Annotated in this window: 18 protein-coding genes and 1 pseudogene; 9 read left to right on the top strand and 10 right to left on the bottom strand. The window is 69.9% G+C overall.

The window, feature by feature from the left end; all coding sequences use genetic code 11:
• Positions 1–4: 4 nt before the first annotated feature.
• Positions 5–850, bottom strand: coding sequence for a helix-turn-helix domain-containing protein (locus tag ACZ6D7_RS36305; RefSeq protein ID WP_469500307.1), 846 nt, complete (start codon positions 848–850; stop codon positions 5–7).
• A gap of 136 nt (positions 851–986) precedes the next feature.
• On the opposite strand from ACZ6D7_RS36305, the gene ACZ6D7_RS36300 reads away from it, so the two are divergent.
• The 3 genes and pseudogenes from ACZ6D7_RS36300 to ACZ6D7_RS36290 form a co-directional block, all read left to right on the top strand.
• Entirely contained in the window at positions 987–1,409 is a 423-nt protein-coding gene (locus ACZ6D7_RS36300) for an ATP-binding protein (protein WP_469500305.1), read from the top strand.
• Between the two features lie 231 nt (positions 1,410–1,640).
• Positions 1,641–2,234, top strand: coding sequence for a Uma2 family endonuclease (locus ACZ6D7_RS36295; RefSeq protein WP_469500303.1), 594 nt, complete (start codon positions 1,641–1,643; stop codon positions 2,232–2,234).
• Between the two features lie 54 nt (positions 2,235–2,288).
• A pseudogene (locus ACZ6D7_RS36290) lies at positions 2,289–2,522 on the top strand (serine protease); the annotation flags it as partial.
• A 5-nt stretch (positions 2,523–2,527) separates the two neighbouring features.
• On the opposite strand, the gene ACZ6D7_RS36285 reads toward ACZ6D7_RS36290, so the two are convergent.
• From ACZ6D7_RS36285 to ACZ6D7_RS36275, 3 genes are all read right to left on the bottom strand, one after another.
• A complete protein-coding gene (locus ACZ6D7_RS36285) occupies positions 2,528–3,265 on the bottom strand; it encodes a carbonic anhydrase (protein ID WP_469500301.1) in 738 nt (245 codons plus the stop codon).
• Positions 3,266–3,411: 146 nt separating this feature from the next.
• Entirely contained in the window at positions 3,412–3,987 is a 576-nt protein-coding gene (locus ACZ6D7_RS36280) for a hypothetical protein (protein ID WP_469500300.1), read from the bottom strand.
• A 13-nt stretch (positions 3,988–4,000) separates the two neighbouring features.
• Positions 4,001–4,615 carry a hypothetical protein gene (locus ACZ6D7_RS36275; RefSeq protein ID WP_469500298.1) on the bottom strand — a complete coding sequence of 205 codons (615 nt, stop codon included), beginning with the start codon at positions 4,613–4,615 and terminating at the stop codon, positions 4,001–4,003.
• A gap of 89 nt (positions 4,616–4,704) precedes the next feature.
• On the opposite strand from ACZ6D7_RS36275, the gene ACZ6D7_RS36270 reads away from it, so the two are divergent.
• Positions 4,705–5,712, top strand: coding sequence for a C40 family peptidase (locus ACZ6D7_RS36270; protein ID WP_469500338.1), 1,008 nt, complete (start codon positions 4,705–4,707; stop codon positions 5,710–5,712).
• A gap of 165 nt (positions 5,713–5,877) precedes the next feature.
• Entirely contained in the window at positions 5,878–6,588 is a 711-nt protein-coding gene (locus ACZ6D7_RS36265) for a phosphatase PAP2 family protein (RefSeq protein ID WP_469500296.1), read from the top strand.
• A 61-nt stretch (positions 6,589–6,649) separates the two neighbouring features.
• Here ACZ6D7_RS36265 and ACZ6D7_RS36260 read toward each other — a convergent pair whose 3' ends face one another.
• Positions 6,650–8,197, bottom strand: coding sequence for an FAD-binding oxidoreductase (locus ACZ6D7_RS36260; protein WP_469500294.1), 1,548 nt, complete (start codon positions 8,195–8,197; stop codon positions 6,650–6,652).
• 151 nt (positions 8,198–8,348) lie between these two features.
• On the bottom strand, positions 8,349–8,522 hold the full coding sequence (locus ACZ6D7_RS36255; RefSeq protein WP_469500292.1) for a hypothetical protein: 174 nt from the start codon (positions 8,520–8,522) through the stop codon (positions 8,349–8,351).
• A gap of 178 nt (positions 8,523–8,700) precedes the next feature.
• Between ACZ6D7_RS36255 and ACZ6D7_RS36250 the strand changes: the two genes are divergently transcribed.
• Together ACZ6D7_RS36250 and ACZ6D7_RS36245 are read left to right on the top strand one after the other, a co-directional pair.
• Positions 8,701–9,540 carry an SCO4651 family lipoprotein gene (locus ACZ6D7_RS36250; RefSeq protein ID WP_469500336.1) on the top strand — a complete coding sequence of 280 codons (840 nt, stop codon included), beginning with the start codon at positions 8,701–8,703 and terminating at the stop codon, positions 9,538–9,540.
• Positions 9,541–9,711: 171 nt separating this feature from the next.
• Positions 9,712–9,981, top strand: a complete 270-nt coding sequence (locus ACZ6D7_RS36245) for a hypothetical protein (protein WP_469500339.1) — start codon at positions 9,712–9,714, stop codon at positions 9,979–9,981.
• Here the strand turns inward: ACZ6D7_RS36245 and ACZ6D7_RS36240 are convergent.
• On the bottom strand, positions 9,967–10,410 hold the full coding sequence (locus ACZ6D7_RS36240) for a metal-sensitive transcriptional regulator (protein WP_469500290.1): 444 nt from the start codon (positions 10,408–10,410) through the stop codon (positions 9,967–9,969). The genes ACZ6D7_RS36245 and ACZ6D7_RS36240 overlap by 15 nt on opposite strands.
• Positions 10,411–10,625: 215 nt before the next feature.
• Between ACZ6D7_RS36240 and ACZ6D7_RS36235 the strand changes: the two genes are divergently transcribed.
• Both ACZ6D7_RS36235 and ACZ6D7_RS36230 read left to right on the top strand, forming a co-directional pair.
• The gene (locus ACZ6D7_RS36235) at positions 10,626–11,246 is read left to right on the top strand and encodes a DUF47 domain-containing protein (RefSeq protein ID WP_469500289.1); all 621 of its coding nucleotides are present in this window, start codon (positions 10,626–10,628) and stop codon (positions 11,244–11,246) included.
• 7 nt (positions 11,247–11,253) lie between these two features.
• Complete coding sequence (locus tag ACZ6D7_RS36230) at positions 11,254–12,252, top strand: inorganic phosphate transporter (protein ID WP_469500288.1); 999 nt, start codon at positions 11,254–11,256, stop codon at positions 12,250–12,252.
• 1,038 nt (positions 12,253–13,290) lie between these two features.
• On the opposite strand, the gene pstB is transcribed toward ACZ6D7_RS36230, so the two are convergent.
• From pstB to pstC, 3 genes are read right to left on the bottom strand one after another with little or no spacing between them, the layout of a single operon-like run.
• Positions 13,291–14,067: a phosphate ABC transporter ATP-binding protein PstB gene (pstB, locus tag ACZ6D7_RS36225; protein ID WP_469500286.1), complete on the bottom strand. Its 777-nt coding sequence runs from the start codon at positions 14,065–14,067 to the stop codon at positions 13,291–13,293.
• A 43-nt stretch (positions 14,068–14,110) separates the two neighbouring features.
• Positions 14,111–15,175: a phosphate ABC transporter permease PstA gene (gene pstA, locus ACZ6D7_RS36220; RefSeq protein ID WP_469500284.1), complete on the bottom strand. Its 1,065-nt coding sequence runs from the start codon at positions 15,173–15,175 to the stop codon at positions 14,111–14,113.
• A complete protein-coding gene (gene pstC / locus ACZ6D7_RS36215; RefSeq protein ID WP_469500282.1) occupies positions 15,172–16,191 on the bottom strand; it encodes a phosphate ABC transporter permease subunit PstC in 1,020 nt (339 codons plus the stop codon). Before pstC ends, pstA begins: the two co-directional genes overlap by 4 nt.
• Positions 16,192–16,302 lie beyond the last annotated feature (111 nt).

Raw genomic sequence — 16,302 nt, 5'->3', positions numbered from 1 at the left:
TTCCTCACAGGTCCTGAACGACTTTGTGGATGAGGTTCCGCGACTCCGAGGGGGAGAGCGCGGAGGCCTCCATACGGTTCAGGAGTACGCGGTACTTGTCGAGCTGGGCTTCGGAGTCGAGGAACACCGGGCCGTGCGACTGGTCGAGGTTCACGGTGTCGAGCTGCGGGACCGGTCCCTGGGAGTAGTAGATCGACTGCCCCGAGCCGGGGAAGGTGCCGGCGTCGAAGGGGATCACCTGGACGTTGATGTGCTCGCGCTCGCTCATGGCCAGCAGGTGCTGGAGCTGCGAACCGGTCACTGAAGGGCCGCCGAACTTCATGCGCAGGGCCGCCTCGTGAATGATCGCCTGGTGTGGGGTCGGTGAGTCCCGGTAGAGCACGGCCTGGCGCTTCACACGGAACGAGATCCGGTGCTCGATGTCCGGCGGTGACATCTCGGGTACGTCCTGGCGGAAGATCTCCCGGGCGTAGTCCGTGGTCTGGAAGAGGCCGGGGATGTGGACGGTCACCGCGGTGCGGAGTGCTGCGGCGTGGTGTTCGACCTCGGCCATGTCGAGCAGTACGGCGGGCAGGATCTCGCGGTACTCCTCCCACCAGCCGCGCGCCCGCTCGGTCGCCATGTCGCTGAGCGCCTGGACGAGGGCCTTGTCCCCGCAGTCGTAATGGCAGGCCAGGGTGCGAACGCGCTCGGGGCTCACTCCGGCCCGGCCGGCCTCGACGTTGCTGATCTGGTTCTGCTGCACGCCGAGCAGTCGGCTCGCCTGGGTGGAGGTCAGACCCGCGCGCTCCCGTAGTTTGCGCAGCTCGGTGCCCAGGCGGAGTTGGCGACCCGTTGGATTGCTTCGCACGGGTGTCCTGCCTCCCTGTCACTCACACGAGTGGTAATTCAGTGCTTTCTCGGTATCCGTGTAAGAACTTATATGGACCCCGCTACTTTACAACCAGGCGCAGTCCCCCAACTCCCCTAAGTGACCGGAGACTTCCATGTCCACCGTAACTCCGCCCTGGGCCTACACCCTCCAGCTGCCCCACGATCCACGCTCCCCGGGGATCGCCCGGGCCACACTCCGTGCCGTTCTCCAGGCTCGTGCCCTCTCCGCGCTCACCCCTACCGCGGAACTGCTCGCCGCCGAGTTGCTCGCCAACGCGCAGCTCCACACCAGCGGGCCCTACGCGCTGCGGCTTCGGTCGGCCGAGTCGGGGCGGGTTCGGGTGGGGGTGTGGGACAGCGACCCCCGGGTACCTCCCGGGTTCGTGGTCGCCGAGGGGGTCTCCGGCGTCGTGCCGCCTGATCTCGGGGAGGAAGGCGGCCGCGGGCTGCACCTCGTGCGGGCCTGTGCGGACAGCTGGGGGGCCGCCGAGCTGGGCGGAAGCGGCGGGAAGGTGCTGTGGGCCGAATGTCAGTGAGGTGGTCTGGCGTTGCGCAGTGTGATCGATAGGTAACGGAGGGGTGGCAGGGCGAAGGTTGAACAGAGGCACAGGAGGAGCACGTGCACATGCGCGCAGCGGGACACGGAGGCGGGAGGGGAGACCGCACAGTACGGTGGCTTCGACGCCGAGCGGGATGTCGGACCTCCCACCGAACCCGCTGGTGCGGCCGAGGACGCCGAAGGGATTGAGGGACGGAGGCAGCGAGTCATGTCCGTGCCGCCGGGAGCCTGGCCCCACCTGCAACCCCGTCCGGGGAACCTGCGCGAGATCGCCGAGAAGATCGAGAGTGCGACAGGTCTGCGGGTGCAGATCGTGGGAGGAAAGCTCGTGATGTCCCCGACTCCGCGCGGGAAGCACGCGGGCGTGGTGAAGCGGCTTCGGCGGCAGCTTGAGAGTGTGACTCTGCCCGAGGGGCTGGACGTGTACGAGGTGTCCTCGATCGCCCTGCCAGGAGACCCGGAGGACTACGTCACACCCGACCTGATCGTCCTTCCCGTGGAGTGGGAGGAGGACGACAGCCGGCTGGCCGCCCCGGAGGACGCAGCGCTTGCCGTCGAGGTCATCTCCCGGTCCGAGAAGTCCCGGGAGATCAGGGACAAGGCCGACTGGTACGCCGTCGCCCGCGTCCCCGTCCTTCTCGTCATCGACCCCCGCAAAAGCACCTGGGCCCTGCACACCCGCCCGGACAACGGCGCCTACCGAGACGTGCTGCCCGGCAAGTTCGGGGAGTCCGTGCGGCTGCCCGAGCCACTGGACATCGAGGTGGCCACCGACGGCTTCCCTGTGTACGGCACGGGATAGCCGCGCGTTTCACGCTGCGTCTGGCGTTCCTCTCACCCGGTAACCGGAGGATGGGTCCCGCTCCGCTGTACCGACCGGCCCGCCGCGCACAGCCGTACCCAGCAGCGCATCGACTGCCCCGGTTTCACCGGCGGGACCAGCGGCAGTCCGTGGGTCAGCGGGGACGGGCAGGTCGTCGGGGTCCTCGACGGTCACGAACAGGGCGGGGCCACGGCGGACATCTCGTACAGCGTGGTCTCGGGGGCGGAGGCCGCAGAGCTCTTTCGCGACGCGGCCTCCGTCCCCTGAGGGTGCTAGGCGATGCGGTGGACGAGCTGGGTGGTCAGTTCGTAGCGGGCGCCTACGACGGCCAACTCGCCGGCGGAGATCTTCGCGGCGAGGTCGGGCTCGGCGGCGAGACGGTCGCGGACGGCCCGTACGTTGGCGTCGATGGTGGAGTCGACGCGGGCGTCGCCCTCCTTGGTGCGGTCGATGTTCGGGGCTATCTGGTCGGCCAGGTACTGGATGTGGGCGGGCAACTCCTCGCCGGACAGGTCCGCCTGCACGGCCGCCTTCACCGCGCCGCACGACTGGTGCCCGAGGACGACGACCAGGGGTATGTCCAGTTCGAGCACGCCGTAGGCCACGCTGCCGAGGACGGCCTCGTCCAGGACCTCGCCGGCGGAGCGGACGGTCATCAGGTCGCCGAGGCCCTGGTCGAAGACCAGCTCGGGGGGTACGCGGGAGTCGATGCAGCCGAGGATCAGGGCGAAGGGGTGCTGACCCGCCGTCAGGCTCTGCCGGACGGCGGGGGTCTCGTCGGGGTGCCGCTCGCGGAAGGTGCGCCAGCGGCGGTTGCCGGCGGCGAGTTCGCGCAGGGCCTCGTCGGCCGTGGCGGGGCGGTGGGTGGTGGTGGGCCGGGGGGAGGTGCCGCGCGGGGCGGCGGAGGCGGAGCTCGTGCCGAGGGCGAGGCCGCCCAGGGTCGCGGCACCGGCGAGGCCACGCAGCAAGGTACGGCGGGCACTTCTGTGGGGGGTGTCTTGAGAGATCACGGCGGGAACGTATGCCCGAACCCGGGGCTCGGCGCCGGGGTTGCCGAATCATGGCCGTGGATGGGGATTACGGGGGTGGTTGTTGGCCGGCGCTTGACGGGAAGCGGGGTCGATCTTGACCGGGCGCCCGGTCGACCGTCACCGGTTCAGCTGTCGAACCACACCACGAGCCGGACGTTCTCCCCGCCGTGCAGCTCGGCGAGCGTCCGCATGACCGTCCACACCGGGTCCCAGTCGCCGCCCGCGGGCACAGCGTCCCGCCGGGTCAGGCGTACGACCCGGAAGAGGCGGCCGTTCTCCGTCCACTCGTCGCCCTCGGGCCCGCCGTGGCCGGGGCGGTGCCGCTTGCCGATGAGGACCCAGCCGTGGTCCGGGGCGGGCGCGTACTCGTGGATCCGGCCGTCCACCTCGTCCGAGGGTTCGTCCCAGTCCACCGCGGACAGTTCCGCCCAGCTGATCCAGGTCGCGTCGTGGATCTGCGGACCCCATGTCCCATGGGCCCTCCGGGTCTCGGCGGTCGCGTCGTCCGGCAGGCCGCGGCCCTCGGCGAGGGGACGGAAGCCCGCGTGGTTCCGTACGCCGAACAGGCAGCCGAAGGCGTCGTAGTCCCGGCCGCCGTAGAGCATGTCCAGCTCGATCGCCGTGTCCCAGGTGACGTCGTCGGAGTCGCGGAAGCCGAACGTGGCCCGGCACTCGACGAAGCCGTGGATGTCGGCCCCCATCGGCTCGGCCTCCTCAGCTCAGGCCGCGCAGGATGAGGAACACCAGCCAGCTGGCGATCACCGACAGGCCCACGTAGGCGAGGGGGCGGTGGAGGATCGGTTTGCCGGGGTGGAGGGTGGCGGGGGTCGGGGCGGGGTGGGGGAGTTTGGCGATCTTGAAGTGGGCGTGGACGTTCGCGGCCAGGGTCAGCCAGCACAGCAGGAACAGGGACATCGGGCTGAACCAGCCGCCCGCCAGGGTCTTCGTGGTCATCTGACGGTGGATCGCGGTCGCGCAGGTCCGGCACAGCGGACCTTCCGCCTTCTCCGTCCGCATCGCCACCAGCAGCCCCGTGTGCTGGCGGATCGTGACGTCCTCCGCCGCCGGGTACGCGCCGCAGATCCGGCAGCCGGGGGCGTGCGGCTGCTGTCCGTACGCCGCGATCGGCGGCTGTCCGTAGGCCGGTGCCGGTGCCGGTGAAGCCGCCGGTGCCTGGGCGCCGTACGGCTGGGTCGGCTGCTGGGCGTACGGGCCCTGGCCGCCGTAGCCCGCGTAGGCCGGATGTGGTGCCCCGTTTGGCGGGTAACCCCCTTGCGGAGCGGCCGGGTTGGACTGGGCCGGATGCTGTGGGGGATAGGGGCTCGCCACGTGCGGTTTTCTCCTTCTGCGTGATCACCCCGGAGGGTGAGGCCCGCCACTACACTGGCCGGGGCGGACTCCTGGGCGGCGAGGGGCGGTTGACGGTGCGTAAGGCATGGATCGTAGCGACCGCTGCCGTCGGTGCCGGGGTCGCCTTCATGATGGTGCTCGTCGTCGGCGTGTACCTGGTCGCCGGGAACCTCACCAACGGCGTCGGCGGCGGCGCCAGGACGCTCGCCAAGGGTGCCGTGCCCGCCGCGTATCAGAACCTTGTGCAGAAGTGGGGCAATCTGTGCTCCGCCATCAACCCCGCGCTGCTCGCCGCCCAGCTGTACCAGGAGAGCGGCTTCAACCCGAGGGCACAGAGCGCGGCGGCCGCGCAGGGGATAGCGCAGTTCATCCCGGGCACCTGGGCCACCCACGGCATCGACGGCGACGGCGACGGCGACCGTGACGTCTGGGACCCGAATGACGCGATTCCATCGGCCGCGTCGTACGACTGCCAGCTCGCCTCGTACGTCAAGGACGTCCCCGGGGACGCCACCCGGAACATGCTCGCCGCCTACAACGCGGGGGCGTACGCGGTCATCAAGTACGGGGGCGTGCCGCCGTACTCGGAGACCCAGAACTACGTGAAGACGATCACGACCCTGGAGGAGTCCTTCGCGGCGCCGGTGAGCCGGGTCGACCCCTCCGAACAGGCGGCAGGGGCCATCTACTTCGCCCAGAAGAAGCTCGGCACGCCCTATCTGTGGGGCGGGAACGGCACCGCTGACCAGGGGGGACGGTTCGACTGCTCCGGTCTGACCAAGGCCGCCTACGAGAGTGTCGGGATCACCCTGCCGCGCGTCGCCAACGACCAGTACAACGCCGGTCCGCACCCCTCGCGCGACGAACTGCTCCCCGGCGACCTGGTGTTCTTCTCGCCCGATCCCACCAACTCCCGGGCCATCGACCACGTGGGCATCTACGTCGGCGGCGGCTACATGATCGACGCCCCGTACACGGGCGCCGTCATCCGGTTCGACCCGATCGACACCCGCAAGTACTTCGGTGCCACCCGCGTGACCGAAGATGGCGCGAAAGCGCTCCCCACGACCGTCTGATCCAGGCAGCCACCTACCCCCTGAGCTGCGGTGATGTATCTCTCTTCGATAACGTCTGCGTGATCATTCAGTGGAGAGCGGAACGTATCAACCGGGGCCGTGCGTTCCTGTGGGGACAGGCGCACGCGAGCGCCGCGCAAGACATGACGAAGGGGCCGCAGCACCATGGCTGGACTCGCCGATTCCGGGTCGAACCCCGACGTCGACCTGCTCTATGACATCAATGGGCTCGCGAAGGACGCTCCGCACTGGCTGGACCGGGTCGTCGAGTTCGTCGGCGAGTACGGGCTGCTGTTCGCCATGATCCTGCTGATCATGTGGTGCTGGTGGACCGTGCGCCGGCGGCCCGGTGGCGCCGAGGAGGCCGCGTCCTCCGTCGCCGCGCTGGTGTGGGCCCCGCTCGCCGCCGCCGTCGCCGTCCTCGTCAACGTGCCGATACGCGGGTTCGTGGAGCGGCCCCGGCCCTTCCTCGACCACCAGGGCCTGGAGGTCCTGGTCTCCGGCAAGACCGACTACTCCTTCGTCAGCGACCACGCCACCATCACCATGGCCATGGCGGTCGCGCTGTTCGTCGCCCACCGCAGGTTCGGGCTCCTGGGGCTCGGCATAGCCCTGCTCGAAGGGTTCTGCCGGATCTACATGGGCGTGCACTACCCGACGGACGTCGTCGGCGGCTTCGCGCTCGGTACGGCCGTCGCCCTGCTGCTGTCGCCCCTCGCCTCGCTGCTGCTCACCCCGCTGCTGAAGGCCGTCGAGCGGTCGCCCCGGCTCGGCTGGGCCGTGCGCAGCCGGGCCGCCCGGGCGGGCGCCCGGGACGCGGTGATCCCGGGGGCGCGGACCGAGGCGGCCGACAAGGAGCGGGACCTGGCCGCCTAGGGCAGGCCCTGGGCCAGTCCTGGGCCAGTCCTGGGGCAGCCCTGGGGCAGGTCCCCGAGGATCAGAGTGCCTGCGGGTAGGTGAAGAAGCCCTTTGGGTCGTACTGCTTCTTCAGCTGGGTCAGGCGCGGGAGCGCGTCGCCGTAGTAGGCCTTCCGCCAGTTCGTCAGCGTCGGGTCCGCGTAGTTCTGGTAGGCGGCGCCCGAGGCGTACGGGCCCATCGCCTTGTGCGCCTTGGTCAGCCAGGACTGGGCCGCCGTACCCGCCGAACCCGACCCCCAGGACGCGATGTACTGGGCCAGCATGCGCGAGCGGCGGTGGACGAAGGCGGTGGCCGTGGGGGAGACCCGGTTGACCGCGCCGCCGAGCGCGGTGAGCGCGATGCTGCCCGCGCCGCCCTGCACCGCCGTGATCTGCTTGAGCAGGGTCTGGACGCCGGCTGTCGACAGCGAGCGGTCGAAGAAGTCCGAACGGGCCGCGTACGTCTCCCGGCCCAGCTTGCCCTGCGGGGAGCGGCCCGGGGTCGAGCCCGGCAGGTGGCACTGGGCGTCGGTGGAGAAGGAGGAGCAGCCGGCGTAGATCTCCATCGCGTCCTCGTACGAGCGGCGGCGCAGCGACACGCTCGACGCCGGGGCGCCCACCCGGTCCGCGAGACGGTCGACGGCGTTCTGGAGCTGGCCGTAGGTGCCTATGCAGAACGCGGCGACCGAGACCGTGGGGGTGCGGCCGGGCGAGGCGGACAGGTGGAGCGAGGACCAGATCTCGTCGGGCTGGGACGGCCCCCACTCCTGCCAGGCCTTCACCACCGCGGCCGCCTTCGCCCAGGGCCAGGTGAGATAGCCCGTGACCGCCTGGGGCGCGGGGTGGGTCTTGAAGTGGAGTTCGGTGACGATGCCGAAGTTGCCGTTGCCCGCGCCGCGCAGCGCCCAGAAGAGGTCCTTGTTCTGGGTGGCGCTGGTGACCAGCTGCTTGCCGTCCGCCGTGATGATCGTGGCCTGGGTGAGGCTGTCGCAGGTCAGGCCGTAGGCGCGGGAGACCACGCCGTGGCCGCCGCCGAGCACCAGACCCGAGACGCCGACCGTGGGGCAGGAGCCCGCCGGGATCGTCACGCCCTTCGCGGCGAGCGCGCGGTAGACGTCGATCAGCTTCGCGCCGGCGCCCACGACGGCCGAGCTGCCGCTCGCCCGGACCCGGTTCAGCTTCGACACGTCGACGATCAGCCGGCCGTCGCCGGAGGACCAGCCGCCGTAGGAGTGGCCGCCGTTGCGGATCGCGACCTTCGTCCGGTGGGCGCGGGCGTACGCCAGGACCGTGCGGATGTCGTCGCTGTGGGCGACGTAGGCCACGGCGGCCGGCTTGAGGCTGTCGAAGCGGGTGTTGTAGAGCTGACGGGCCGTGGTCCAGGAGGCGTCGCCGGGGCGGACCAGTGTGCCGTCCAGGTCACGGGCGAGGGCCGACCAGTTGGCGGGCGCGGAGACGCTGGTCGTGGTGAGGGACGGGTGACCGGTGCTGTCCGTGCCGCCTCCCGCGCTGTCGCCGCTCTTGCACCCGGCCGTGGTGACCGCCGCGAGTGCGGCCGTGCCGCCCGCGATGAACGTACGCCGTTCCATGTCCTGCGCCTTCCGTCGTCCCGTCGGCTGTCCTCGGCCTGTTGGCTGTCCTAGGCCTGTCGGCTTCATGCTGCGAGACGGGGCCTTGGGGGAACGGGTTCCTCCGGGGGGTCGGCGGTGACGGAACGGTGACGCGGGCCGAGCCCGGTGCTCAGCCGGTGCCGTGGCCCTCGGCGTCGGTTCTCGCCAGGCTGCGTGCCCTGCGGGCCGGGCCGCGCCAGCCGCAGGTGGTGCAGCGGGCCACACAGAAACGGCCCTGTTCGACGGTCGTGGTGATGTGTTCCCCCTCGGTGCGGGGTGGGGCCGAACCGTCCTGCTGAGTCACGAGGACAACGGTACCCAGGTTCGGCAAAGAACCCTTATGGCGGTGCCCTTGGCCGGGTGAAGGCCCCGTTCGGCCGTCGCCGGGGGCCGGGGGTGCGTGACGGGGCCACCTACCCGTCGTTATCCGGAACGACAGGGGGCCCGTGACGGACGTACCGGTTGAGGCAGGCAGGCAGGCGATGGCGCAGCGGTGGCACAGACGGCGGGGTGCGGTGGTCGTCGTCGCGGGTCTGGTGGCCGGGGTCTGCACCGGGGCCGGCGGGTGCTCCGGCGGCGGGCCGGACGCCGAGGACGGGCGGGCGGGCGATCCCGTTCCGCTGCTGCACCGGGCCGCCGAGACGCTGGTCCGGGCGGGGACGTCGAAGGCGCGCACGTCGATGGAGATGGCCACCGGGGGGACCCGGGTCACCATCCGAGGCCAGGGGGTCTACGACTACCGCCGGCAGCTCGGGGAGCTGAAGGTGATGCTGCCGCAGGATCCGGCCGGGACCGTCGAGCACCGGCCGATCACCGAACTCCTCGCGCCCGGCGCGCTGTTCATGAAGAACCGGGGTGCGGGGGTGCCCGAGGACAAGTGGGTGCGGGTGGAGACGGCGACGCTGTCCGACGGGAACCTGGTGACCGGCGGGGCCACCGACCCGTTCGCCGCGGCCGAGGTGCTGCGGGGGACGCGTACGGCGACGTACGTCGGACGGACCGAGCTGGCGGGGACGACGGTGTGGCACTACCGGGGGACGGCGGACCTGGCGATGGCGGCGGAGGGGGCCTCCGCGGGCGGCCGGGGGTCGCTGCGGGCGGCGGCGAAAGGGTTCGCTTCGGCGCGGGTGCCGTTCGATGTGTACCTCGACGACGAGGGGCGGATCCGCAAGGTCCGGCACCGGTTCAGCTTCGTCAACGGGCGGCGGGAGGAGGCGGTGGCGGTGGCCTCCACGACCTTGCTGTACGACTTCGGGGCCCCCGTCGACGTACGGCTGCCGGCGCCCGGGGACATCTACGCCGGGCGGATCGCGGAGGACTGACGTGAGGGGACCGGGGCAGGGGCAGAAGGACGCAAGGGCGGATGGACGGGGGCCGGACGGTCGGATTCGGTCACGGGACGGGCACAAGGACTAGCCCGTCCGTGCCATGCGCGCGGTGTATACGGCTCCCTACTCTAGGAAGCCGGTGACGGCAGAGACGAGGTGATGCGCGTGGCTCCGGTCGGCGGTACGGCAGTTCAGGACCACGTGGCCCTCGCCGAGATCGAGCTGTGCGGGGAGCTGATCATCGCGGCGTCGGCGGCGGAGGAGCGGCTCAGTCTCGAGAGCATCGACCAGGTGTTGCGGGTGGGGGAGGAGCGGGCGGCGGCCGGTGGGGGGAGTGGGGCGGCTGCTGGTTCCGGGTCGGGTGGGGTGTCCGGTTCCGGTCCTTCGGGTGCGGGTGCGGGTGCGGGTGCGGTGTCCGGGTCAGGTGCGGAGTAGGCGGCCGATCGCCTTCGTGGCTTCCTCGACCTTCGCGTCGATCTCGTCGCCGCCCTTGATGGCCGCGTCGGCGACGCAGTGGCGCAGGTGTTCCTCCAGCAGCTGGAGGGCGAAGGACTGGAGCGCCTTGGTGGAGGCGGACACCTGGGTGAGTATGTCGATGCAGTAGGTGTCCTCGTCGACCATCCGCTGGAGGCCGCGGATCTGGCCCTCGATCCGGCGCAGGCGCTTGAGGTGCTCGTCCTTCTGTTTGTGGTAGCCGTGCGTGGTGTGGGTCTCACCGGTCGTGGCGGGCGTGGCGGGCGTGGCGGTCGTGACGGTCGCGTCGGTTGTGGCGGTCGTGACGGTCGCGTCGGTTTTGGGATCCGTGTCCTCGGTGGCCCCGGTGGGGGCCGGCTCGGCGGCCTCGGTGACCTCAGTGGTCGTCATCGCATCCTCCCGTTCCGGACATATACCCCTGCCGGGTATATCGTAACGAACTTTGCGGGTACAGGGCCCTTGAGGCCCCTTGAACTGCCCATGTGCTGATCACTCTGCCCGATGGGCGACACTGGGGGACGGCCCGATAGCCATGGTCGGATGGTGCGCCTAGCATCAACCTGGCCGCCCGCATGACCGAAACCGATGCATTCTGAGGACCTCACGTGCGCTTTCGTCTGACCCCCAGGGAGACGAGCTTCTACGACATGTTCGCCGCATCCGCGGACAACATCGTCACGGGCTCGAAACTCCTGATGGAACTGCTCGGGGCGGACTCGTCCGGCCGGGCCGAGATCGCAGAGCGTATGCGGGCCGCGGAACACGCCGGTGACGACGCCACGCACGCGATCTTCCACCAGCTGAACTCCTCGTTCATCACGCCGTTCGACCGTGAGGACATCTATTCTCTCGCGTCCTGCCTCGACGACATCATGGACTTCATGGAGGAGGCCGTCGACCTGGTCGTCCTCTATAACGTCGAGGAGCTGCCGAAGGGGGTCGAGCAGCAGATCGAGGTGCTGGCGCGGGCGGCCGAGCTGACGGCCGAGGCGATGCCGAACCTTCGGACGATGGAGAACCTCACCGAGTACTGGATCGAGGTCAACCGGCTGGAGAACCAGGCGGACCAGATCCACCGGAAGCTGCTGGCGCATCTGTTCAACGGCAAGTACGACGCGATCGAGGTGCTGAAGCTCAAGCAGATCGTGGACGTGCTGGAGGAAGCTGCCGACGCGTTCGAGCATGTGGCGAACACGGTGGAGACCATCGCCGTCAAGGAGTCCTGAGCCGTTCATGGACACCTTTGCTCTGGTCGTGACCATTGGGGTCGCGCTTTTTTTCACGTACACGAACGGTTTCCACGATTCGGCGAACGCCATCGCGACCTCGGTGTCGACACGGGCGCTGACGCCGCGTGCCGCGCTGGCGATGGCGGCGGTGATGAATCTCGCCGGTGCGTTTCTGGGGTCCGGGGTCGCCAAGACGGTCAGTGAGGGGCTGATCGAGACGCCCCAGGGATCGACGGGGATGGGGATCCTCTTCGCCGCGCTGGTCGGGGCGATCACCTGGAACCTCGTCACGTGGTACTTCGGGCTGCCTTCGTCGTCGTCGCACGCGCTGTTCGGTGGGATGGTGGGGGCGGCGCTGGCCGGGGGGACGACGGTCTACTGGGACGGGGTCCTGGAGAAGGTCGTCATTCCGATGTTCGTCTCGCCGGTGGTGGGGCTGATCGTCGGTTATCTGGTGATGACCGCGATTCTGTGGATGTTCCGGCGGGCCAATCCGCACAAGGCCAAGCGGGGCTTTCGGATAGCGCAGACCGTATCGGCGGCCGGGATGGCGCTCGGGCACGGTCTCCAGGACGCGCAGAAGACGATGGGCATCGTGGTGATGGCGCTGGTCATCGCGGGTGTCGAGGACTACGGGGATCCGATCCCGGTGTGGGTGAAGATCGTCTGTGCGGTGATGTTGTCCGCGGGGACGTATGCCGGTGGGTGGCGGATCATGCGGACGCTGGGGCGGAAGATCATCGAGTTGGATCCGCCGCAGGGGTTCGCGGCGGAGACGACGGGGGCGTCGATCATGTTCACTACGGCGTTTCTGTTCAAGGCGCCTATCTCCACGACGCATGTGATCACCTCGGCGATCATGGGTGTGGGGGCGACGAAGCGGATCAATGCCGTGCGGTGGGGTGTCGCGAAGAACATTGTGATGGGGTGGTTCATCACGATGCCGGCGGCTGCGGTGGTCGCGGCGGTGGCGTTCTGGGTCGTGAACCTGGCGTTTCTGTAGTCGGGCGGGGGTTTCTTCCTGGGGTGAGGGGGTGGCCCTCCCGTCCTCGCCCACCCACCCACCCGACTCGGTTGGATGAGGAGTGGCCCTCGCCTCGGGGCTCCGCCCCGGACCCCGGCGGGGACTTCGTCCCCTGCGCTCCTGTGTCCGCGGGGACTTTGTCTCCTTGGGGTGTGGGTGCCTGGTCGGGTGTTTGACTCGGTGGGTTGGGGTGGGTGTTGTTTTGGGGCTCTGCCCCGGGCCCCGGCGGGGACTTCGTCCCCTGCACCCCTGTCCCTGCGGGGACTTCGTCCCCTTGCGCCCTCGCCCCCGTGGGGTTTCCGTCGCCGGGCATGCCTGTCCCCGTGGGGTTTCCGTCGCCGGGCATGCCTGTCCCCGTGGGGTTTCCGTCGCCGGGCATGCCTGTCCCCGCGGGGTCTGCGTCCCCGGCATGCCTGTCCCCGCGGGGTCTGCGTCCCCGGCATGCCTGTCCCCGCGGGGTCTGCGTCCCCCGCACCCCTGCCCCCGCAGGGGTTTCCGTCTCCCCCGGCCCTTCCCGTTCGCCCGCCCCGGGTCCCCATCGCCGCCCCGCCCCCGTTCCCGCCTCCGCCCCCGTTCCCGCCTCCGCCTCCGTTCCCGCCTCCGTTCCCGCCTCCGCCCCCGTTCCCGCCTCCGCCTCCGTTCCCGCCTCCGCCCCCGTTCCCGCCTCCGCCCCCGTTCCCGCCTCCGCCCCCGTTCCCGCCTCCGCCCCCGTTCCCGCCTCCGCCCCCGTTCCCGCCTCCGCCCCCGTCCCCGCCTCCGTTCCCGTCCCCGCCCCCCTTCCCGTCCCTGGCCCCGTCGGTCGACGTCCCCCCTGTCGCCGGCCGACGTCCCCCCTGTCGCCCCCCAAGCTCGCTGACCCGCATCGATCAAGGTGAGCCGGGGTTCAGCCCAGCCAAGCCGGTCCGCCGCCGGAGGCAAATGCATGGGCCCGCCCCCCGGAACGGAGGGCGGGCCCTTTTGCGGCCTCGCGGTGGCACCGCCATGCAGCACCGCGAGGGGTCTTGTGCGGGCGTCGGTCTAGCCGAAGCGGCCCGAGATGTAGTCCTCCGTCGCCTGGACGGACGGGTTGGAGAAGATGCGCTCCGTGTCGTCGATCTCGATCAGCTTGCCGGGCTGGCCGACGGCCGCCAGGTTGAAGAAGGCGGTGCGGTCGGAGACACGGGCCGCCTGCTGCATGTTGTGCGTCACGATGACGATCGTGAAGCGCTCCTTCAGCTCGCCGATCAGGTCCTCGATGGCGAGGGTGGAGATCGGGTCGAGGGCCGAGCAGGGCTCGTCCATGAGGAGGACCTTCGGCTCGACCGCGATGGCGCGCGCGATGCACAGGCGCTGCTGCTGGCCGCCGGACAGGCCGGAGCCCGGCTTGTTCAGGCGGTCCTTGACCTCGTTCCAGAGGTTCGCGCCCTTGAGGGACTTCTCGACGACCTCGGCCAGCTCGCTCTTCTTGTAGCTGCCGTTGAGGCGCAGACCCGCCGCCACGTTGTCGAAGATCGACATCGTGGGGAAGGGGTTCGGACGCTGGAAGACCATGCCGATCTCGCGGCGGACCGACACCGGGTCCACCCCCGCGCCGTACAGGTCCTCGTCGTCGAGGAGCACCTTGCCCTCGACCCGGCCGCCGGACGTCACCTCGTGCATACGGTTGAGCGTGCGCAGGAACGTCGACTTGCCGCAGCCGGAGGGGCCGATGAACGCCGTCACCGAGCGCGGCTCGACCGTCATCGAGATGTCCTCGATCGCCTTGTGGGCGCCGTAGTACGCGGTCAGTCCGCTTACGTCGATTCGCTTGGACATGGCTACTTCTTCACTTCCAGTCTCGGTCGCTGAGGGGCCGCGGTCAGCGACCGGTCTTCGGGGCCTTCCAGCGGGCGATGCCGCGGGCCACCATGTTGAGGATCATCACGAAGGCGATCAGCGTGAGCGAGGCCGCCCAGGCTCGGTCGTAGGCCGCCGTCGAACCCGCGCTCTGCGAGTACTGCTGGTAGATGTACAGCGGCAGCGACGCCTGCGCCCCTTCGAAGGGGTTGTTGTTGATGAAGGGGTTACCGAAGACCAACAGCAGGACAGGGGCGGTCTCACCCGCGATACGCGCGATCGACAGCATCACACCGGTGATGATGCCGCCGATCGAGGTCGGAACCACCACCTTGAGAATGGTGCGCCACTTCGGGACGCCGAGCGCCAGGCTCGCCTCACGCAGTTCGTTCGGGACGAGCTTCAGCATTTCCTCGGTCGAGCGTACGACGACCGGCATCATCAGGATGGCCAGGGCGAGGGAGCCCGCGAAGCCGAAGGGCTGCATGTCGAACATCAGCATGAGGCTGAGGATGAACAGACCCGCGACGATGGACGGGATACCGGTCATGACGTCCACGAAGAAGGTCACGGCCCTCGCCAGGCTGCCGCGGCCGTACTCGACCAGGTAGATCGCCGTCAGGATGCCGATCGGCGCGCCGATCAGGGTGGCCAGGCCGACCTGCTCCAGGGTGCCGATGATGGCGTGGTAGATACCGCCGCCCGGCTCGGAGTCGGCGACCACACCCATGGAGTGGGTCAGGAAGTAGACGTCCAGGACCTTCACGCCGCGCGCGATGGTCGTCCAGAGGAGAGAGACCAGCGGGACCACGGCCGCGAAGAAGGCGACCCAGACCAGCGCGGTGGCCACGCGGTCCTTCGCCTGGCGGCGGCCCTCCACCTTCGCGGCGATGCCGAACGTGCCGAAGACGAAGAGGAGGCCGGCGATCAGGCCCCACTGGATCCGGCTGTGCAGGCCGGCGCCCAGACCGATGGCGACGGCCACGACGATCGAGCCGGCCGCGATCGCGTACGGCGCCCACTTCGGGAGGCTGGCGCCGCGCAGGGTGCTGGGGCGCTTGTCGGAGACTACTGCTGCGTGGCTCATGCGTTGGCCCCCGAGTACTCCTTGCGACGGGCGATGATCATGCGCGCCGCGCCGTTGACCAGCAGGGTGATGACGAACAGGACCAGACCGGAGGCGATGAGCGCGTCACGGCCGAACTCGGTCGCCTCGTTGAACTTGCTGGCGATGTTCTGGGCGAAGGTGCCGCCGCCGGGGTTCAGCAGGCTGGCGTGGATGTCGAAGTCGGGGGAGAGCACGGTGGCCACGGCCATCGTCTCGCCGAGTGCGCGGCCGAGGCCGAGCATCGAGGCCGAGATCACGCCGGAGCGGCCGAAGGGGATCACCGACATGCGGATGACCTCCCAGCGGGTGGCGCCGAGCGCCAGGGCCGCCTCCTCGTGCATCTGCGGGACCTGGCGGAAGACCTCGCGGCTGACGTTGGTGATGATCGGCAGGATCATGATCGCCAGGAGGATGCCGACGGTGAGCATCGAGCGCGGAGCGCCCTCGTCCCACGAGAAGATCCCGGTCCAGCCGAAGAATTCGTTCAGCCATCCGAACAGGCCGTCCAGGTACGGCACGAGGACGAGGGCGCCCCAGAGGCCGTACACGATGGACGGGACCGCGGCGAGCAGGTCGATCACGTAGGCGACCGGACCGCTCAGCTTGCGCGGGGCGTAGTGGGTGATGAACAGCGCGATGGCGACCGCGATCGGGACCGCGATGACCATGGCGATGATCGACGAGACCACCGTGCCGAAGGCCAGGACCGCGATGCCGAACTTCGGCGGGACCAGGCCGGTGTTCCACTCGAAGGTGGTGAGGAAGTTCGCGTCGTCCTTGCTGATGGCGAGATAGGCGCGATAGGTCAGGAAGACCGCGATCGCTGCCATGATCACGAGCAGCAGGATGCCCGACCCTCGGGAGAGAGCGAGGAAGATGCGGTCACCGGGGCGGGTGGCGCCACGGGCCGCGCGCTTCTGCTCGACCGACGGGGCGTTCGTGGGGGGAGGCGCGTCGTCGGCGCCTGTACCTGTCTTCTTGGTTGATATGTCCATGGGGGTCTCCGGTCTGCGGAGCCGTCTGCGGGAGTGGGCGGCTCGGGCGGGGCCGTCGACGGGCGGCCCCTGGCGGCGGTGCACCGGACGGGTGCGGTCCGGACCGGGTCA

Source organism: Streptomyces sp. NPDC041784 (genome assembly GCF_055591025.1).
Note: the sequence above shows the minus strand (reverse complement) of the source record. Positions and strands in the feature narration are given on the sequence as shown.